This window comes from Enterococcus innesii (assembly GCF_022846515.1).
Lineage (GTDB): Bacteria > Bacillota > Bacilli > Lactobacillales > Enterococcaceae > Enterococcus_D > Enterococcus_D innesii.
Genome location: NZ_AP025635.1, coordinates 846,244 through 861,202, shown reverse-complemented (window position 1 = coordinate 861,202; position 14,959 = coordinate 846,244). Strand labels below are relative to the sequence as shown.

Genomic DNA, 14,959 nt, shown 5'->3' with positions numbered 1-14,959 from the left:
AGAAACGATTGAAGGAGTAAGGGAGGAGAGTGGAATAGACCAATGCGCATTTGAAGGAAAGACGAAGGAACGGAAACGTATAAAATTTCTGCTACTTGCTTTCCAGCATAGAAGGACAAAGAATGAATGCTATTTGGTTTTGACATTTCAACAAATAGACCAATCGAGAAATAGCTAAGATATACGTCAAAAGTAGAGAATAGAAGCTATTTTCGTTTTTTGCGTGTTATTGATACATTTTCCCCTTAAAAAATGATTTGTAGAAAGAAACGATGATTCAAGCATTATATAAGCACGAAGCTTGTTGTTTATTGTGTTGGCAAGTTGCTGGTTTTGGGGGATTAAAAAGCAAAAGTTATTCTTAAAATGTCCGTCTGACAAAGGCAGCTTTTGTGAGAAGCTCAACAGGGCTTAACGATCGTGTGAAAAAATTTAAGGAAGCGATTGACAAGTTTTTTTTGAAGTGCTATGATACCGATGTAATTAGATAACGGTTACAGAAGTGCTGTGACCAAGAGGCATGTTACTGTAAGAAGGCAAACCTCATATTCCACCAAGGGTGGAGTATGAGGTTTTTTAGTGTTTTTAAGGTGGAGGAAATCATGAAAATAAAGAAGTTTTTAAATAATAATGTTGTCTTACTAAAGAAAGGCAGCAATGAAATTATCGGATTTTCTACAGGCATCAGCTTCAATAAGAAGGTAGGAGATGATGTAGAAGAACAAGATTTTGAAAAGATTTTTGTATTGGATACTCATGCAATGCTGGAACATTTTAGCTATCAATTAGGAAAATGCGATCCGAAATACGTAGCGATCGTTGCTAAAATCGTGGCTTATGCTAAACAGAATTATCGATTAGCAGTCAGCGACTATATTTATTTGACTTTGCTGGATCATATTGATTTCACTGTTCATCGGATCAAGCAGCAAATGACTTTTCATAGTCCTTTGCAATGGGATATTCGGCGATTTTATCCCGATGAATATGCCATAGGGGTGTATGCTGTCCAGCTTATGGAGCAAGAACTAGCGATCGATGTACCAACAGAAGAAGCGATCTCCATCGCATTGCATTTTGTAAATGTCCAATCACAAAAGAAGGATATGGCGGTTACCAATCAAATCGCGAAATTTATAGAAGACGTACTGACGATCGTAAAGTATGAGTACAAACAAAATTTTGATGAGAATAGTTTCCATTACTCTCGCTTTGTCACGCATCTGCACTATTTCGCACAAAATGTGATCAACCATACACTTCCCAGCTATGAAGCGTCGACGCTCTATGCACAAATTGAAAAGATGTATCCGCAAGCATTTCACTGTGTGGAAAAAATCAAGGTTTATATCAAAAATACGTATGATATCAACATCTCAGAAAATGAAGAAATTTATCTATCACTCCATATCCAGAAATTGACGGAACAAGGAGAAAGGGAGAAAAACAATGGACTATAAACAACTAGCCAATGAAATTTATGAAAATGTCGGCGGTGGTAAAAATATCCAGCACGTGACCCACTGTGCAACAAGACTGCGTTTCACGCTGGCCGACGACAAAAAAGCTGACAGTGAAGCAATCAAACAGTTAAAAGGAGTGACTGGACTCGTTCAGGGAAATGGTCAATACCAAGTGATTATTGGGCCGGATGTATCGAGTGTATACGCGCAACTACCGACGACAGAAACGACGGCTGATCAAAGCAGCAGCGATCAATCGATCATCTCACGACTCCTTGACTTTATCGCAGGCTGTTTTACACCGATGATTGCAATCATAGCAGCTGGAGGAATGCTGCAAGTGGTCCTTTCACTATTGGAGTTATCAGGAATTTTAGCTGCAACTGACGATACGTATCTCGTATTGTATCAAGTATCGCAAGCAGCCTTCTTTTTCATTCCCGTTTATTTAGGAAATTCTGTGGCCAAACGATTGAAAATAGATCCTTTCTTAGGAAGCTACGTCGGAGCGATTTTTGTGATGCCAGGATTGACGGCCCTTCTCAGCCAAGAAGGAGGAATCACATTATTTGGATTGCTCGTACCGAATGTGAGCTACAATGCCTCCGTTTTGCCAGTCTTATTAAGTGTCTGGGTTATGTCTTATGTCTATCGGTTCGCCGATCGGATTTTACCGAACAGTGTCAAATTTATTCTCCGTCCGTTGATCGCCATCATCGTGATCACACCGCTGGCTCTATTGCTAATCGGACCATTAGGTGTGACGATCGGCAACTATGTGTCACAGTTTTTGAACTACTTAACAAACAATTTTGGTCCGTTAGCGGTCTTGTTTATGGGTGCCTTTGCTCAATTGCTAGTAATGACGGGCATGCACACGACGCTGACCCCTATTTTATTAACTTCTTTGGCAACGTACGGGTATGATGATTTGATCGTCCCTGGTATGCTGCTTGGATTGGCTGCCGAAGCAGCGATTTGTTTAGCGGCTGGAATCAAAGCTAAGGATACGGAATTTAAACAAGTGAGTTTTTCATCGGCAATTACTGCCTTGATGGGTGTGTCCGAACCTGCTTTGTACGGAGTAACCTTACGTCTGAAAAAACCGATTGTCGGAATGATCCTTGGGGGTGCTGCTGGGGGACTTTATTTTGGTTTGATGAAAATCAATACGCCAGTAGTCATTGCTTCATTTGTGGCGCTTCCATCATACAGCAGTGTGTTTCATGCGCTGATCGGCTCGTTGATTACTTTTGCGATTGCCTTTACCTACACTTGGCTCATGGTCAAAGATGCAGATTTTCCTAATAATAATCAGCCGCAAGCAGTCAAATCTGGAGCGCAAGATGTGACACCCAAAGCAACTGATGTTTCTTCTGAAACGAAGAAAGAACAATCAGCGATTGAAAAAATTGTAGTATCACCTTTAAAAGGAACTGCCGTTCCATTGACAGAAACCAATGATCAGGCGTTTGCTTCATTGGCATTAGGTAAAGGAATTGCTGTTAAGCCACAAGATCAACAGGTGATTGCCCCATTTACGGGACAGGTTTCTGCCGTTTTTCCAGGAAATCATGCGATTGGACTTACCAGTACTGAGGGGATTGAACTACTGATCCACATCGGTATTGATACGGTGAATATGCAAGGAAGTGCCTTTGAACGACTAGTCAATGAAGGTGATCAAATCACTATGGGAGAAACATTATTGCACTTTGATGCAGAAAAAATCGCTCAGGCAGGGTATGAAGATACCGTTATGATCACTGTTACCAATACGGCAGACTTCTTAGATGTTGTGGCACTTGCCCAACAGCAAGAAATAAAAGCTGGCGATCAGTTATTAGCCATTTTTTAATCATTAGAAAGAAGAAAGGATGACAGCAATGAGTTTCCCAAAACATTTTTTATGGGGCGGCGCTTCGGCGGCAAACCAATATGAAGGCGGCTATAATGAGGGTGGAAAAGGGCTCGCTTGTGCTGACTTGATCAGCGGTGGCAGCCATACGACTTCTCGGAAAATCACAGCAAAAATTGAAGAAGAGTTGTTGTATCCAAGCCACGAAGCAACTGATTTTTATCATCATTATCAAGAAGATATTGCATTGTTTGCAGAAGCTGGATTTAAAGCTTTCCGCATGTCTATCAACTGGACCCGGATTTTTCCCAAGGGCAACGACGCTGAACCGAATGAAGAAGGCCTGGCCTTTTATGATCGTGTGTTTGACGAGTGTCGGCAGTACGGGATTGAACCAATTGTAACCATTGCTCATTTTGATGTTCCCGCATATTTGAGCCAAGAATACAATGGTTGGGCGAGTCGTGAAGTGATCGACTTTTATGCGAGATATGCGGCGGTGTTGTTTGAACGCTATCACGAAAAAGTAAACTATTGGATCACTTTTAATGAAATCAACACGGCCACCTTAAGTATCGGAAACTTTTTATCACTGGGACTGCAAGTTGGTGAATCTGAATTTATCAATCAGCCGGATAATCTACAGCAACGCTACCAAGCCCTGCATCATCAATTTGTTGCCAGTGCAAAGGTTGTCGCTTACGGACATGAACACTATCCAGATTTGAAAATCGGCTGTATGATTTCTTATATGCCACGCTATCCTTATACTAGCCATCCAAATGATGTACTACTAGCTAAACAAGAAGAAAATATGCACTCGAAATTTTGTGGCGATGTGCAGGTCACAGGGAAATATCCTTATTATGCAAAGAAATATTTTGCTGATCATGGCTTTGCAATCGAGTTTGCACCAGAAGATCAAGCGATCCTAGCTAAGGGAACAGTGGATTACTACACGTTTAGTTACTATCTAACACTTTGTGTCTCTGCAGATGAGAAAGTTACCAAAAATGGACACAGTATGATTGGCGGTTCAGGCGTAAATAATCCTTATCTAGAGCAGACGGAATGGAATGCGATGATTGATCCAGTAGGATTGAGAATTGCGTTGAATGATATTTATGATCGCTACCAACTGCCATTGATGATCGTGGAAAATGGGATCGGGGTTTCAGAAACTGTTGCTGAAGATGGACAGATTCATGATGATTATCGCATCGATTATTTAGAAAAGCATATTGCTGAAATGGAGAAAGCCATCGATGATGGTGTCGAGTTGATTGGTTACACGATTTGGAGTGCCGTTGATATTGTCAGTGCTTCTACAGGAGAAATGAAAAAAAGGTATGGCATCATTTTTGTGGATAAATATGACGACGGGACAGGGACTTTAGATAGAAAGAAAAAAGACAGTTTCTATTGGTATCAAAAAGTGATTGAACGAAACGGCTTATGATTAAATACTCCAGTACTTGCAGTGTACAAGTGCTGGAGTTTTTTTGCGCATCAATTTCAGCGCGTCCACAACAAAAACCACGCGTAGCTCACGCGTGGTTCCTATCGGTGGTTCATGTCAATTACGCCGATAAACAAATCGCCCATCAAATACGGTGGCTTCAACGGTCGTTTGAAGCAATTCTTCGGCAGTCAAAGGCAAGATGTTTTGGGACAAAATACAAAGATCGGCTAAACAGCCAACTTCTAATCGCCCGATATCTTGCCGACTCAAGGCTTTGGCGGCGCCTGCGGTGTGGGCATAGAGGGCATCGGCGATGGAGATTTTTTCTTTTGGCATCAATCCGCCTGCTGGCTGGCCGTTTTTTTCCTGCCGAGCAACCGCATAATACAGCGAGTCTAAAGGAGTCACGTCGATCACGACTGGCGTATCAGTCCCAAAAGCCAAGGTTGCGCCTTGCTCTAGAAAGGACTGAAAAGGAAACATTTGACTGGCACGCTGAGGTCCTACTTCTTCATCGAGGGTCTCATAACCGACTAATAAATGGCTAGGCTGTACGGAGAGTACCAGTTGTTCTTGGCGAACTAGTGGCAGATCAGCGGCATCCATCACTTCCAAGTGTTCCAAGGTATTGGCTTTGCCTTTAGAAAGCGGGTGAGCAGCAGCACTTTCTTGATAAAAGAGGAGTGCTTGTCGAATCGCTTCATCACCAATGGTATGGATGCGCATCGGCCAGTCTTGCTGGTTGGCTTGTAAAATAAAGCGGCGCATCCGTTGAACATCGATCAACGGCATCCCGACATCACCAGCAAAATACGGTGTTTCATATTCCGCTTTTAAAAAAGCGGTGTGCGTACTCGTCACGCCGTCAAAAAATTGTTTGACGCCGCCCATCTGTACTTTTTCGGAGCGATAAGTACGGTAAGTTTCTGTTAGTTGTGTGATGTCTTCTCGCATGGCTGGATAAAAGACAGCGCGCAAGGTCGCTTCTGCTTCCGTCTGTCGATAAAGAGTGGGATAGACTAGATCGTCCCAGCTTTCTCCTGTCAAGGCAACATCGCCGATCGTCGTGATGCCGTATTGATTGAGCTGTTTCATATAGGTCAGAAAAGCAACAGGGCTTTGTGCTTGGAACGACTGTAAGACCTTTGCTAAATAATGAATGGCGATCGCTTCTAAAAAGCAGCCGCTTAATTGTCCGCTGTTTTCGTCAAGTAGTGCCTCCCCGCTGATCCCTGCTGGTAAGTTCTCAGGTGTGATCCCTAAAGCAGCGATCCCTTGGCTATTCAACCAAATACTGTGGGCATCACCGGAAATCAGCATGACAGGCGTGTTGGCACAATAGTTGTCGATCGAATCTTTCGTCGGGTAGACTTGCTGACCGAAATCACTGCTGAACCAGCCGATGCCAATTTTCCATCCATGGGTGATGGGCAAGGCGGGCACTTGCTGGGCAACGGCTTCTTCTGTCATTCCCGTAAGATGGGTCAATGCCCCTTGATGGAGTAATGCGGAAAGATAAAAATGAACATGAGCATCAATAAAGCCTGGGATGATCATTTGTTCTTTGAGATCAATGACCTGGGTGTCTTCCGCAAGTGTTGGCAGCGCTGAAAGAGGACCTACAGCCGTGATTTTCTGGTCTTCTATCAAGAGAAAGCCCGCAAAAGTCGTTTTCGTTTTGGTATCAAAGATGTGTTCAGATTTTAGTAATAGTGACAATTATAATCCCAACTTCCATTCAAGGAAAAGGTCGTTGTAAAGCTCAACCGCTTCTTTTCCTAAGTATTCATAATGTTCCATTTGTTCCATCGCACTTGGCTCAGGGTAGAAAGCTTTGTCAGCAGTCAGTTCTGCTGGCAGCATGGTTTTTGCCGTTTCACTCGGCGTGGCGTAGCCCACGTATTCGGCATTTTGTGCGGCATTTTCTGGGCGGAGCATAAAGTTGATGAAGGCGTAGGCTCCCTCAAGATTACCAACGGTTTTAGGGATCGCAAAATTGTCTGTCCAAATCGCACCGCCGTCATTGGGAACGATATAGGTGACGGCAGGATTTTCCGCCATCACATAAGCGGCATCGCCCGAATACCCGATTCCTAAAGGGGCGTCGTTGTTGATCATCAAGGTTTTGATCTCGTCGGTCAAAACTGCTTTGACATTGGGACGGATACTTTCCAGCTTCTTCAAGGCTTTGGCGACCTTAGTCGGGTCTTTTTCATTTTGGGAAAGACCGAGCGTCTGTAACGCGATTCCTAAGGTTTCGCGAGCACCATCCACCATCAATACATCATTTTTAAATGCAGGGTCCCATAAATCCCCCCAGCCATGGATCGAAGAAGCATCGACTTCTTCAGTATTTGCCATGATTCCGATCGTGCCCCAAAAATAGGGGATCGAGTAGGTATTGTCCGGATCAAAGGCTTGATCCATCAAAAAAGGCGACAGATCTTCCGTTCCCGTCAATTTCTGATGGTCTAAAGGCACTAACAATCCTTCTTCGATCATTTTCGGAATGATCGATTCGCTAGGGAAAACCAAATCATAGCGCGAGCCGCCTTGTTTGATTTTCGTTTCCATCGCTTCGTTGGAGTCAAATGTATTATAAATCACTGAGTAACCAGTCTCAGTTTCGAATGTTTTGATCAATTCGGGGTCAATATATTCGCCCCAATTGTAAATAATCACTGTATTTTTGTCGGACGACGTTGCTGCCCCCGATTCTTTCGTTAACACCGAAGCACCGAAAAACAGCAATGCGGTGATGCCGATCACACCGCCAAAAAATACCCACAACCTTTTCAATTCATCAATTCCTTCTTTCTCTACAATTTCGTATTTCTTGAGTAGCGTAATTGATTTTTAAAGAAAAGGCAATAAAAAAATGAAGAAAAAATAAACCCGTTTCTTTCAAGGCTTAGCAGGAGGAACGGCCAGGTGGCTGGGGCAGTTTCCAAACATATCATTTGTCAAATTCCCTCCTTTTGCCTAAGCTAGGGAAGTGAGAAATCAAGGGATGGAAAAACAGGAACCTCTCTTTGATGAAGAATGAATGTAAGGAGTGAAGCATCAATGGAAACACGTGCTGTCGTTATTGAAGCCTATGGTGGAAAAGACCAATTAAAAGAAGCAACGGTCCAATTACCTGAATTAAAAGCAAATCAATTATTAGTCAAAGTTGCCGCAACATCCATCAACCCAATCGATTGGAAATTAAGAGAAGGCTATTTGAAACAAATGTTTCCATGGGACTTCCCAATTATTTTAGGCTGGGATGTCGCAGGGGATATCGTAGAAATAGGCGCTGACGTGACAGAATTCAAAGTTGGTGATGCAATCTATGCCCGCCCTGAAACGACTCGTTTTGGGACGTATGCTGATTACGCCATCGTGGATGCTGAGTTAGCAGCGATTAAACCAGAAAACCAAAACTACGCAGAAGCAGCTGCAGTGCCACTAGCTGGTTTGACTGCTTACCAAGCGTTGTTTGAACACGGTCGTTTAAAAGCAGGGGAAAAAGTCTTGATCCATGCCGGAGCAGGCGGAGTTGGTACCTATGCGGTCCAACTAGCAAAAGCAGCTGGCGCTTACGTCATCACGACGGCTAGTCCTCGTAACCATGAGTTATTACAAAAACTTGGTGCCGATGAGATCATCGATTACCACACGACAGATTTTGAAGAAGTCTTGCAAGACATCGATTTGGTCTTTGATACGATGGGGGGCGTCACCCAGAAGAAAAGTTTCACTGTCTTAAAACCTAAGGGCCGTCTGATCTCGATTTTGAGTATTGAAGACGAAGACTTGGCAAAAGAAAAAGACATCTTCGCCAAAGCAGTTTGGTTACGAACCAACGGCAAACAATTGGCAGAATTGACAGAGCTGATCGAAGCAGAAAAAGTCACCAGTGTCATCGGTGCAACCTTCCCATTGACAGCACAAGGAATTTACGATGCCCACGCATTGAGTGAGACACACCATGCAGTAGGTAAGATCGTTATTGAAAATCAAGACAATTTCATCAGCCAAGACGCAGAATAAAGGAGGCTGAACCGATGCGCTTATGGCATGAAGCACTGATACCTGCTTTGCCTCGGCAGCAGCTGTTAGGCCAGCATCGTGAAGCAGCAGCCTTACGAGGGTTAGGCTGGGGCAAGAAGCATGCAACCGTCGATTACGTTTTTACTCATCCACCCTATAAATTGTTTCAATACCATCAGTTAGTGCTGGATGAAATGACCCGTCGAGGCTATCGGCCAGCACCTGAATGGTACGATCCGGCGTATCGTGGCAAAAATCTGCCGCTGGAACCCTCCGTTCAAGCCGTCCCTTTGACTACGCCGATCTATCCAGAACATGATGAAGCATACTTGGAAGAATGCTTAGTGAATCTCCATAGTAAAGGGATCTATCTTTAAAGACCAAACACTTTCCTGAATTTTTGTTCGGGAAAGTGTTTTTTTGCTTTAAAATCGGCAACTTACAAAAAGTAAGCATATTGTTCGCAACTTTTTTTGTTCCTTGTTATAGTGAGAACAGAGAATCAGTAATGAGAAATGAGGAAAAGAAAATGACCATCAATCACAGAAATCTTGAATTTGGGTTAGATACTTTTGGCGATCTAGCCTTTGATGATACAACGAAAGAACGGATCAGTTACAGCGAATCGTTGCGCAATATCGTAGCGGAAGGAAAATTAGCCGATGAAGTCGGCATCGATGTCATTGCCTTAGGGGAGCACCATCGGGAAGAATATTCGATCTCAAGTCCTGATACGGTACTAGCGGCTTTAGCAATGGTTACCAAAACCATCAAATTAGGTACTGGTGTAACTGTCTTGAGTTCGGATGATCCCGTGAGGGTCTACGAACGGTTCGCGACTGTTGATGCGTTGTCGAACGGTCGCGCACAAATCATGCTGGGACGGGGATCTTTTACTGAATCATTCCCTCTATTCGGCTATGACTTGCAAGATTATGAAGAACTATTTGAAGAAAAAACAGCAATGTTCAGTGAATTGAGAAAAGGCAAACCATTAACTTGGGAAGGCAAGTTCACGCAATCCTTAAAAAATGCCGACGTTTTTCCAAAAATCGAGGGACACCAATTAGATACCTATGTAGGTGTCGGTGGAACACCTGAATCGATCATTCGTGCCGTTCGTTATGGGTTTCCCGTTATGTTAGCGATCATCGGTGGCGAACCTGCTCGTTTTGCGCCGTATGTTGATCTGTATAAAAAGGCAGCGCAGCAATTGGGGCAACCGATTCTGCCAATCGGCATGCACTCCCATGGTGTGATCGCCGACACCGACGAAGAAGCCTATGAAATCGGCTGGAACTACATCAAAAAGAGCATGGACAAAATCGGTCTTGATCGCGGCTGGCCAGCCATGAGCAAAGAGCGCTTTGACTTTGAAGTCGAACATGGTTCTTACTATGTAGGCAGTCCAGAAACCGTGGCGCAAAAAATTGCCCGTATGATGCCGCAAGTCGGTGTAGAACGCTTTGATCTGGTTTACGGTACTGGCGGACAGCTGCAAAAAGACCGTTTCAAAACGATTGAATTGTATGGAACCAAAGTGATTCCACGGGTGAAAGAATTGTTGGCAGCAGGTGATGGCAATGCCTAAAACCATCGGTATTTTAGGCGCAGGCAAGTTAGGCTTAGCGCTCGCAAATCTTGGTGCCCAGACGGGCTATCGGGTCTTGATCGCCAGTACGAAGCCAGCAGAAAAAATCGCCTTGTCCGTTTCTGTGTTGGCTCCGGGAGCGATCGCAAAAAATGCCGCTGAAGTGATGACAGAAGCCCAAACGATCATTTTGGCAATCCCATTGAGTAAGTACCAACAGCTGCCAGCAGAAGCATTGGCTGGCAAGCTAGTGATCGATGCCATGAATTATTGGTGGGAAGTCGACGGCAAAGAAACAGAATACTCATCCATCGAGCAGACTTCTTCGGAACGTGTGCAACGCTATTTTTCCCAAAGTAAAGTAGTCAAAGGATTCAATCATATGGGGTACCACGACATCCAAGAGGAATCCTTGCTGACGAGAACGGCTGCTCAAGGAACTGCCAAAAAAGCCATCGCCATTGCTGGTGATGACCAAACCGCCCTTGATCAGACAGCCGAAATCGTTGCCGCCTTCGGCTTTGATCCCTTTCCTATCGGTGCTTTAGCTAATGGCATCATGTTAGAACCCGGCAGCCCTTTCTTTGGTGCCAATCAAACCAAAGAGGGATTGACGGCATTGATGAAGGAGTTTTGGAGCAGTGAGAAAGGACAAACGTTCCTGACGCGTTCTGCCGCTGTGAATAATGAGCAGCAGGTTCCTCAGTAAAAGAGCCGTTTCATTGTACGACTGGATACGATAAAAAACAACCCTCTTCTCAAAAAAAGAAGAGGGTTTTTCCCATCCAGTCAAATCAGCACGTGGTCGCTAAAAAATACAATGTGATTGTTACGATTGTGATTCGTAAGCAGTGGTTGTTACGTTTACGTCTCTGCCAGACGTTCCATAGTGTACATATCAGCCTGTACCTGCTTTGTGCTCGCCTTTGACACCCACCCATATTGATTAAAGATCGACCAGCCAATTGGTTTGTTGGATCTTTCCATCTAATTCTCGCAGCTGCTTGGCGGTCGTATTCAATTGCTCCGTTAGCGTTTTTGTATCGATCGTGCGCACCAGTCGAATTTCATTGCGACCCATTCGGGGAGCTGCTTTGGTTTCTTCCAGTGCTTGCGTAAGCAGTGCATGCTTGCGGCGCAGCTGTTCTCGCTGTTCTAGTGCTTCCATCAGTAATAACGCACTATCTGCTAAAGAGGCAGTCGCATTTTTCCGATTGATGGCTACGACTAATTCTGAATACTGTTGATTGATCTCATCGTATTCCTTGAACAATTCTGTGATACTGCGATCCAAGGTATCGCCTTCTTGGACTAACACACTACTAGAGATTTCGTTGCGCAATTGAAACAGACGATTGTTCAAATCTCGTCTTAAAAGTAACGCTTCTGCTAATTTCATTTTGGCACACTCCTTTTTACAAATGAGAAGGCTTATCTAGTTCTTATCCTAGAGAAGAACGTGACGAAAGGCAAGCAAGACGCAAAACAAGCTCTGATAGAAAAATCATAAAAAACTGAATATTCGCAATTCTTGTTGACTTCCAAAAACACCAATAGTATACTTTAAAACAATCATGAAATAGACAAAAAAACGTCATTTACCTGTTTTTTAGATAAAAAGAAAGACGATGAAGAGAAGAGTAGCTTTGGAATCTGTTAGAAGAGAACCCGGATGGTGAGAAAGGGCAGCAGAAAAAAAGTGAAGATGAACTCTGAGTGATCTGATTTGTTCACGCAAATCAGACGGAAAGCAGCCGTTATCGTGCCAAGTATCTTAGCGTACTGTTGAGGTGCCATTTGTGAGGATGGTGCGAAAAAGGGTGGTAACACGAAAATCTCGTCCCTTTGTTTGTCAAAGTTGATAAGCAAAGGGATGAGGTTTTTTCTTTTTATCGTTGAATGCGTTTTTTGCCATCATGAAAAACACTTGCGTTGGTTGCGCAATCACATAGGAGGAAGAATGGAAATGATCTGGAAGAAGCGTTTATTGGTTGCAGCAGGAGTGATTGGGTTGACCCTTTCTGGCTGCACGACAACAGGAAATACTGAGGGATCAGAGGCTGGAACTAACGGAGCGCCGAATCAAGCGATCGCGGTGAGTCTACCAGCTGAGCTGACGACTCTCGATACGACCCAAACGACGGATAAAGCAACGTTTACCATCGTCCAACATTTATTCGAAGGGCTTTACCGTTTCGATGAAAACAGTGAACCAGTTCCGGGCTTGGCAGAAGGAGTCGAAATCAGTGAAGATGGCAAAACCTATACCTTTACCTTGCGAGAGGATGCGAAGTGGAGCAATGGCGAAGCGATCACTTCGGCTGACTTTGCTTATGCGTGGAAAAAGTTAGTCGATCCAGCAACGATGGGACCTAACGCCTATTTGTTAGATAATGTAGTTAATAGTAAAGACATTCGTGAAGGCAATGCTGATATAGAAACGATTGGTCTGGAAACCCCAGATGACGCGACCTTTATCGTGCAGTTGGAGCAGCCGCAGCCTTCCTTTTTATCCTTGATTTCCATCGGCTGGTTGGCACCGCAAAATCAAGCCTTTGTTGAAGAAAAAGGCGAGACCTATGCCCGTACAAGTGAAGATTTGCTGTATTCTGGTCCCTTTACTTTAACCGATTGGCAACAGACAGGAGACGAGTGGACGCTAGTGAAAAACGACCAATACTACGATGCTGATGTCGTTCAATTGGAGGAAATCAAAGGCTCCACCATCAAAGAAGAAAATACGGGGATCCAATTGTTTGAAAGCGGCGACCTTGATTTGCAAAAAATCAGCGGGATCTACGTCCAACAATACGGGGACAATGAAGAACTAGTTACGCAAAACGATGTGGCGAACTTTTTCTTAGATTTCAATAAAACCGCCAACGATGCCTTAGCAAATGTTCATGTGCGTAAAGCGATCGCGTTGGCGATCGACAAAGAAAGTCTCGTGAATAATGTGTTGAACGATGGAGCGAAAGTTTTAAATGGATTGATCCCTACCGGCTTAGCTGCGAATCCAAATACTGGCGAAGATTTTCGAGCATATAGCGGTGATTACAACCTGTATGATTTAGAGGCTGCTAAGGAAGAGTGGGAAAAAGCCCAAGCGGAAATTGGCGAAAGTACGACGCTGCGTTTATTAGTGACAGATGATGACAATGGTCAAAAAATCGGGGAGTACTTGCAAAGCCAACTGCAAGAAAACTTGCCAGGCTTGTCGATCTCCATCAACAAACAGCCACGTGCCAGCTTGAATCAATCAAGAGCAAATAGTGATTATGAGCTTTCCGTTTCTGGTTGGATCGCTGGAAGCAGTGACATGGATATGTTCTTTATCTTATACAAAACCGGCGCTTCCTTTAACTACGGCGGCTATGTCAATGAAGAATATACGGCGTTGACGGAAGATGCGCGCACCGTTCATGCCAATGACCCCGATCAATATTTTGAAGATTACAAAGTGGCAGAAGAAATTTTATTGGAACAAGATGCTGCGCAAGTCCCTCTTTACCAAAGTGCTTCAAATTATCTGATCAAATCAAAGGTAAAAGACATCCAATTCCCAGCTTATGGCGCGCATTTCTTTTTCCGCACCGCCTATGTGAGTGAATAAGGGAAAAATAGTTGAATGAAACGCGCATGTTTATTCGATGAACATGCGCGTTTTGCAACAAAAAAAGCAGTTCAGAAAGCTGAACTGCTAAATGCGGAAGATGGGAGTTGAACCCACACGAGATAAACTCACACGCGCCTGAAGCGTGCGCGTCTGCCATTCCGCCACTTCCGCATAAGATAAAGATAATCCTTTCTAGGAAGAAATGCAAGTCCAATCTCACAAAAAGGAGCCCGCCAGCGGGGACTGGCGGGAAGGAGTAAAAATGAAAAAGTGTTAGGGTTGTTTGTTGGTATGTATTTATAATAGCGTGTAAATGTGAAAAAAAATTGACGAATCAAACAGAATTCTGAGAAGAAATCGCCAAGAAAAAGTGAAACCATCTAAAACAGTCAGAAGACAAAAAGGAGCCCGCCAGCGGGGACTGGCGGGAAGGAGTAAAAATGAAAAAGTGTTAGGGTTGTTTGTTGGTATGCATTTATAATAGCGGGAAAATGTGAAAAAAAATTGACGAATCAAACAGAATTATGGGAAGAAATCGCCAAGAAAAAGTGAAACCATCTAAAACAGTCAGAAGACAAAAAGGAGCCCGCCAGCGGGGACTGGCGGGAAGGAGTAAAATGAAAAAGTGTTAGGGTTGTTTGTTGGTATACAAGTATCATACCGAGAAAATATGAAGAATTTTCGAGCGAAATTCAGGAATTGCGTGAATCTTTTGACAAATTATGCCTTCTGTTTGAATTTTTTCTTAAAAGAGAATTGACAAAAGGCACAAGCTTTGATAATTTAAATGAAACAAAATGCAAAGGCGATGAAAAAGAAAGTAGAATCAAGGTAGTTGTCTAGCAGAGAGTTCCGGTAGGTGAGAAGGAACGACAACGAATGATTTGAAAATGACTTTGGAGCGGATTTTCTGACTAATTAGGAAAATACGGTT

At 43.6% G+C, this 14,959-nt stretch carries 11 protein-coding genes, 1 tRNA gene and 1 other annotated feature (1 of these 13 cut by a window edge); of the genes, 8 read left to right on the top strand and 4 right to left on the bottom strand.

The genetic code is table 11. The features are described 5' to 3' along the window. Positions 1 to 602 precede the first annotated feature (602 nt). The 3 genes from ENLAB_RS03995 to ENLAB_RS03985 are packed head-to-tail and all read left to right on the top strand — an operon-like array spanning position 603 to position 4,780. Entirely contained in the window at positions 603 to 1,460 is an 858-nt protein-coding gene (locus tag ENLAB_RS03995) for a PRD domain-containing protein (RefSeq protein ID WP_074534926.1), read from the top strand. After that, entirely contained in the window at positions 1,450 to 3,321 is a 1,872-nt protein-coding gene (locus ENLAB_RS03990) for a beta-glucoside-specific PTS transporter subunit IIABC (protein WP_244352742.1), read from the top strand. The genes ENLAB_RS03995 and ENLAB_RS03990 overlap by 11 nt, the downstream gene beginning before the upstream one ends. A gap of 28 nt (positions 3,322 to 3,349) precedes the next feature. Further along, on the top strand, positions 3,350 to 4,780 hold the full coding sequence (locus ENLAB_RS03985) for a glycoside hydrolase family 1 protein (protein WP_244352740.1): 1,431 nt from the start codon (positions 3,350 to 3,352) through the stop codon (positions 4,778 to 4,780). Between the two features lie 117 nt (positions 4,781 to 4,897). On the opposite strand, the gene ENLAB_RS03980 is transcribed toward ENLAB_RS03985, so the two are convergent. Both ENLAB_RS03980 and ENLAB_RS03975 read right to left on the bottom strand, forming a co-directional pair. Continuing rightward, positions 4,898 to 6,502 carry an amidohydrolase gene (locus tag ENLAB_RS03980; RefSeq protein ID WP_244352738.1) on the bottom strand — a complete coding sequence of 535 codons (1,605 nt, stop codon included), beginning with the start codon at positions 6,500 to 6,502 and terminating at the stop codon, positions 4,898 to 4,900. Beyond that, entirely contained in the window at positions 6,503 to 7,582 is a 1,080-nt protein-coding gene (locus ENLAB_RS03975; protein ID WP_244352736.1) for an ABC transporter substrate-binding protein, read from the bottom strand. A gap of 267 nt (positions 7,583 to 7,849) precedes the next feature. On the opposite strand from ENLAB_RS03975, the gene ENLAB_RS03970 reads away from it, so the two are divergent. The 4 genes from ENLAB_RS03970 (at position 7,850) to ENLAB_RS03955 (ending at position 11,118) form a co-directional block, all read left to right on the top strand. After that, complete coding sequence (locus ENLAB_RS03970) at positions 7,850 to 8,818, top strand: NADP-dependent oxidoreductase (RefSeq protein ID WP_244352734.1); 969 nt, start codon at positions 7,850 to 7,852, stop codon at positions 8,816 to 8,818. 14 nt (positions 8,819 to 8,832) lie between these two features. Further along, the gene (locus ENLAB_RS03965) at positions 8,833 to 9,195 is read left to right on the top strand and encodes a TIGR02328 family protein (RefSeq protein WP_016610641.1); all 363 of its coding nucleotides are present in this window, start codon (positions 8,833 to 8,835) and stop codon (positions 9,193 to 9,195) included. Between the two features lie 152 nt (positions 9,196 to 9,347). Further along, positions 9,348 to 10,409 carry an LLM class flavin-dependent oxidoreductase gene (locus ENLAB_RS03960; protein ID WP_015509212.1) on the top strand — a complete coding sequence of 354 codons (1,062 nt, stop codon included), beginning with the start codon at positions 9,348 to 9,350 and terminating at the stop codon, positions 10,407 to 10,409. Next, positions 10,402 to 11,118, top strand: coding sequence for an NADPH-dependent F420 reductase (locus tag ENLAB_RS03955; protein ID WP_244352732.1), 717 nt, complete (start codon positions 10,402 to 10,404; stop codon positions 11,116 to 11,118). The genes ENLAB_RS03960 and ENLAB_RS03955 overlap by 8 nt, the downstream gene beginning before the upstream one ends. Positions 11,119 to 11,355: 237 nt before the next feature. On the opposite strand, the gene ENLAB_RS03950 is transcribed toward ENLAB_RS03955, so the two are convergent. Then, entirely contained in the window at positions 11,356 to 11,808 is a 453-nt protein-coding gene (locus ENLAB_RS03950) for a DIP1984 family protein (RefSeq protein WP_244352730.1), read from the bottom strand. Positions 11,809 to 12,369: 561 nt separating this feature from the next. On the opposite strand from ENLAB_RS03950, the gene ENLAB_RS03945 reads away from it, so the two are divergent. Next, positions 12,370 to 14,022 carry a peptide ABC transporter substrate-binding protein gene (locus ENLAB_RS03945; RefSeq protein WP_244352728.1) on the top strand — a complete coding sequence of 551 codons (1,653 nt, stop codon included), beginning with the start codon at positions 12,370 to 12,372 and terminating at the stop codon, positions 14,020 to 14,022. Between the two features lie 92 nt (positions 14,023 to 14,114). Here the strand turns inward: ENLAB_RS03945 and ENLAB_RS03940 are convergent. Then, positions 14,115 to 14,196: transfer RNA gene (locus ENLAB_RS03940), tRNA-Leu, on the bottom strand. A gap of 628 nt (positions 14,197 to 14,824) precedes the next feature. Beyond that, positions 14,825 to 14,959, top strand: a binding site (T-box leader) (it continues 105 nt past the right edge of the window).

Excerpts from the sequence above, each read along its gene's own strand:
- ENLAB_RS03955 (WP_244352732.1), top strand. The coding sequence starts at position 10,402 with ATGCCTAAAACCATCGGTATTTTAGGCGCAGGCAAGTTAGGCTTAGCG.
- ENLAB_RS03965 (WP_016610641.1), top strand. The coding sequence starts at position 8,833 with ATGCGCTTATGGCATGAAGCACTGATACCTGCTTTGCCTCGGCAGCAG.
- ENLAB_RS03990 (WP_244352742.1), top strand. The coding sequence starts at position 1,450 with ATGGACTATAAACAACTAGCCAATGAAATTTATGAAAATGTCGGCGGT.
- ENLAB_RS03945 (WP_244352728.1), top strand. The coding sequence starts at position 12,370 with ATGGAAATGATCTGGAAGAAGCGTTTATTGGTTGCAGCAGGAGTGATT.
- ENLAB_RS03985 (WP_244352740.1), top strand. The coding sequence starts at position 3,350 with ATGAGTTTCCCAAAACATTTTTTATGGGGCGGCGCTTCGGCGGCAAAC.
- ENLAB_RS03970 (WP_244352734.1), top strand. The coding sequence starts at position 7,850 with ATGGAAACACGTGCTGTCGTTATTGAAGCCTATGGTGGAAAAGACCAA.
- ENLAB_RS03995 (WP_074534926.1), top strand. The coding sequence starts at position 603 with ATGAAAATAAAGAAGTTTTTAAATAATAATGTTGTCTTACTAAAGAAA.
- ENLAB_RS03960 (WP_015509212.1), top strand. The coding sequence starts at position 9,348 with ATGACCATCAATCACAGAAATCTTGAATTTGGGTTAGATACTTTTGGC.
- ENLAB_RS03950 (WP_244352730.1), bottom strand. The coding sequence starts at position 11,808 with ATGAAATTAGCAGAAGCGTTACTTTTAAGACGAGATTTGAACAATCGT.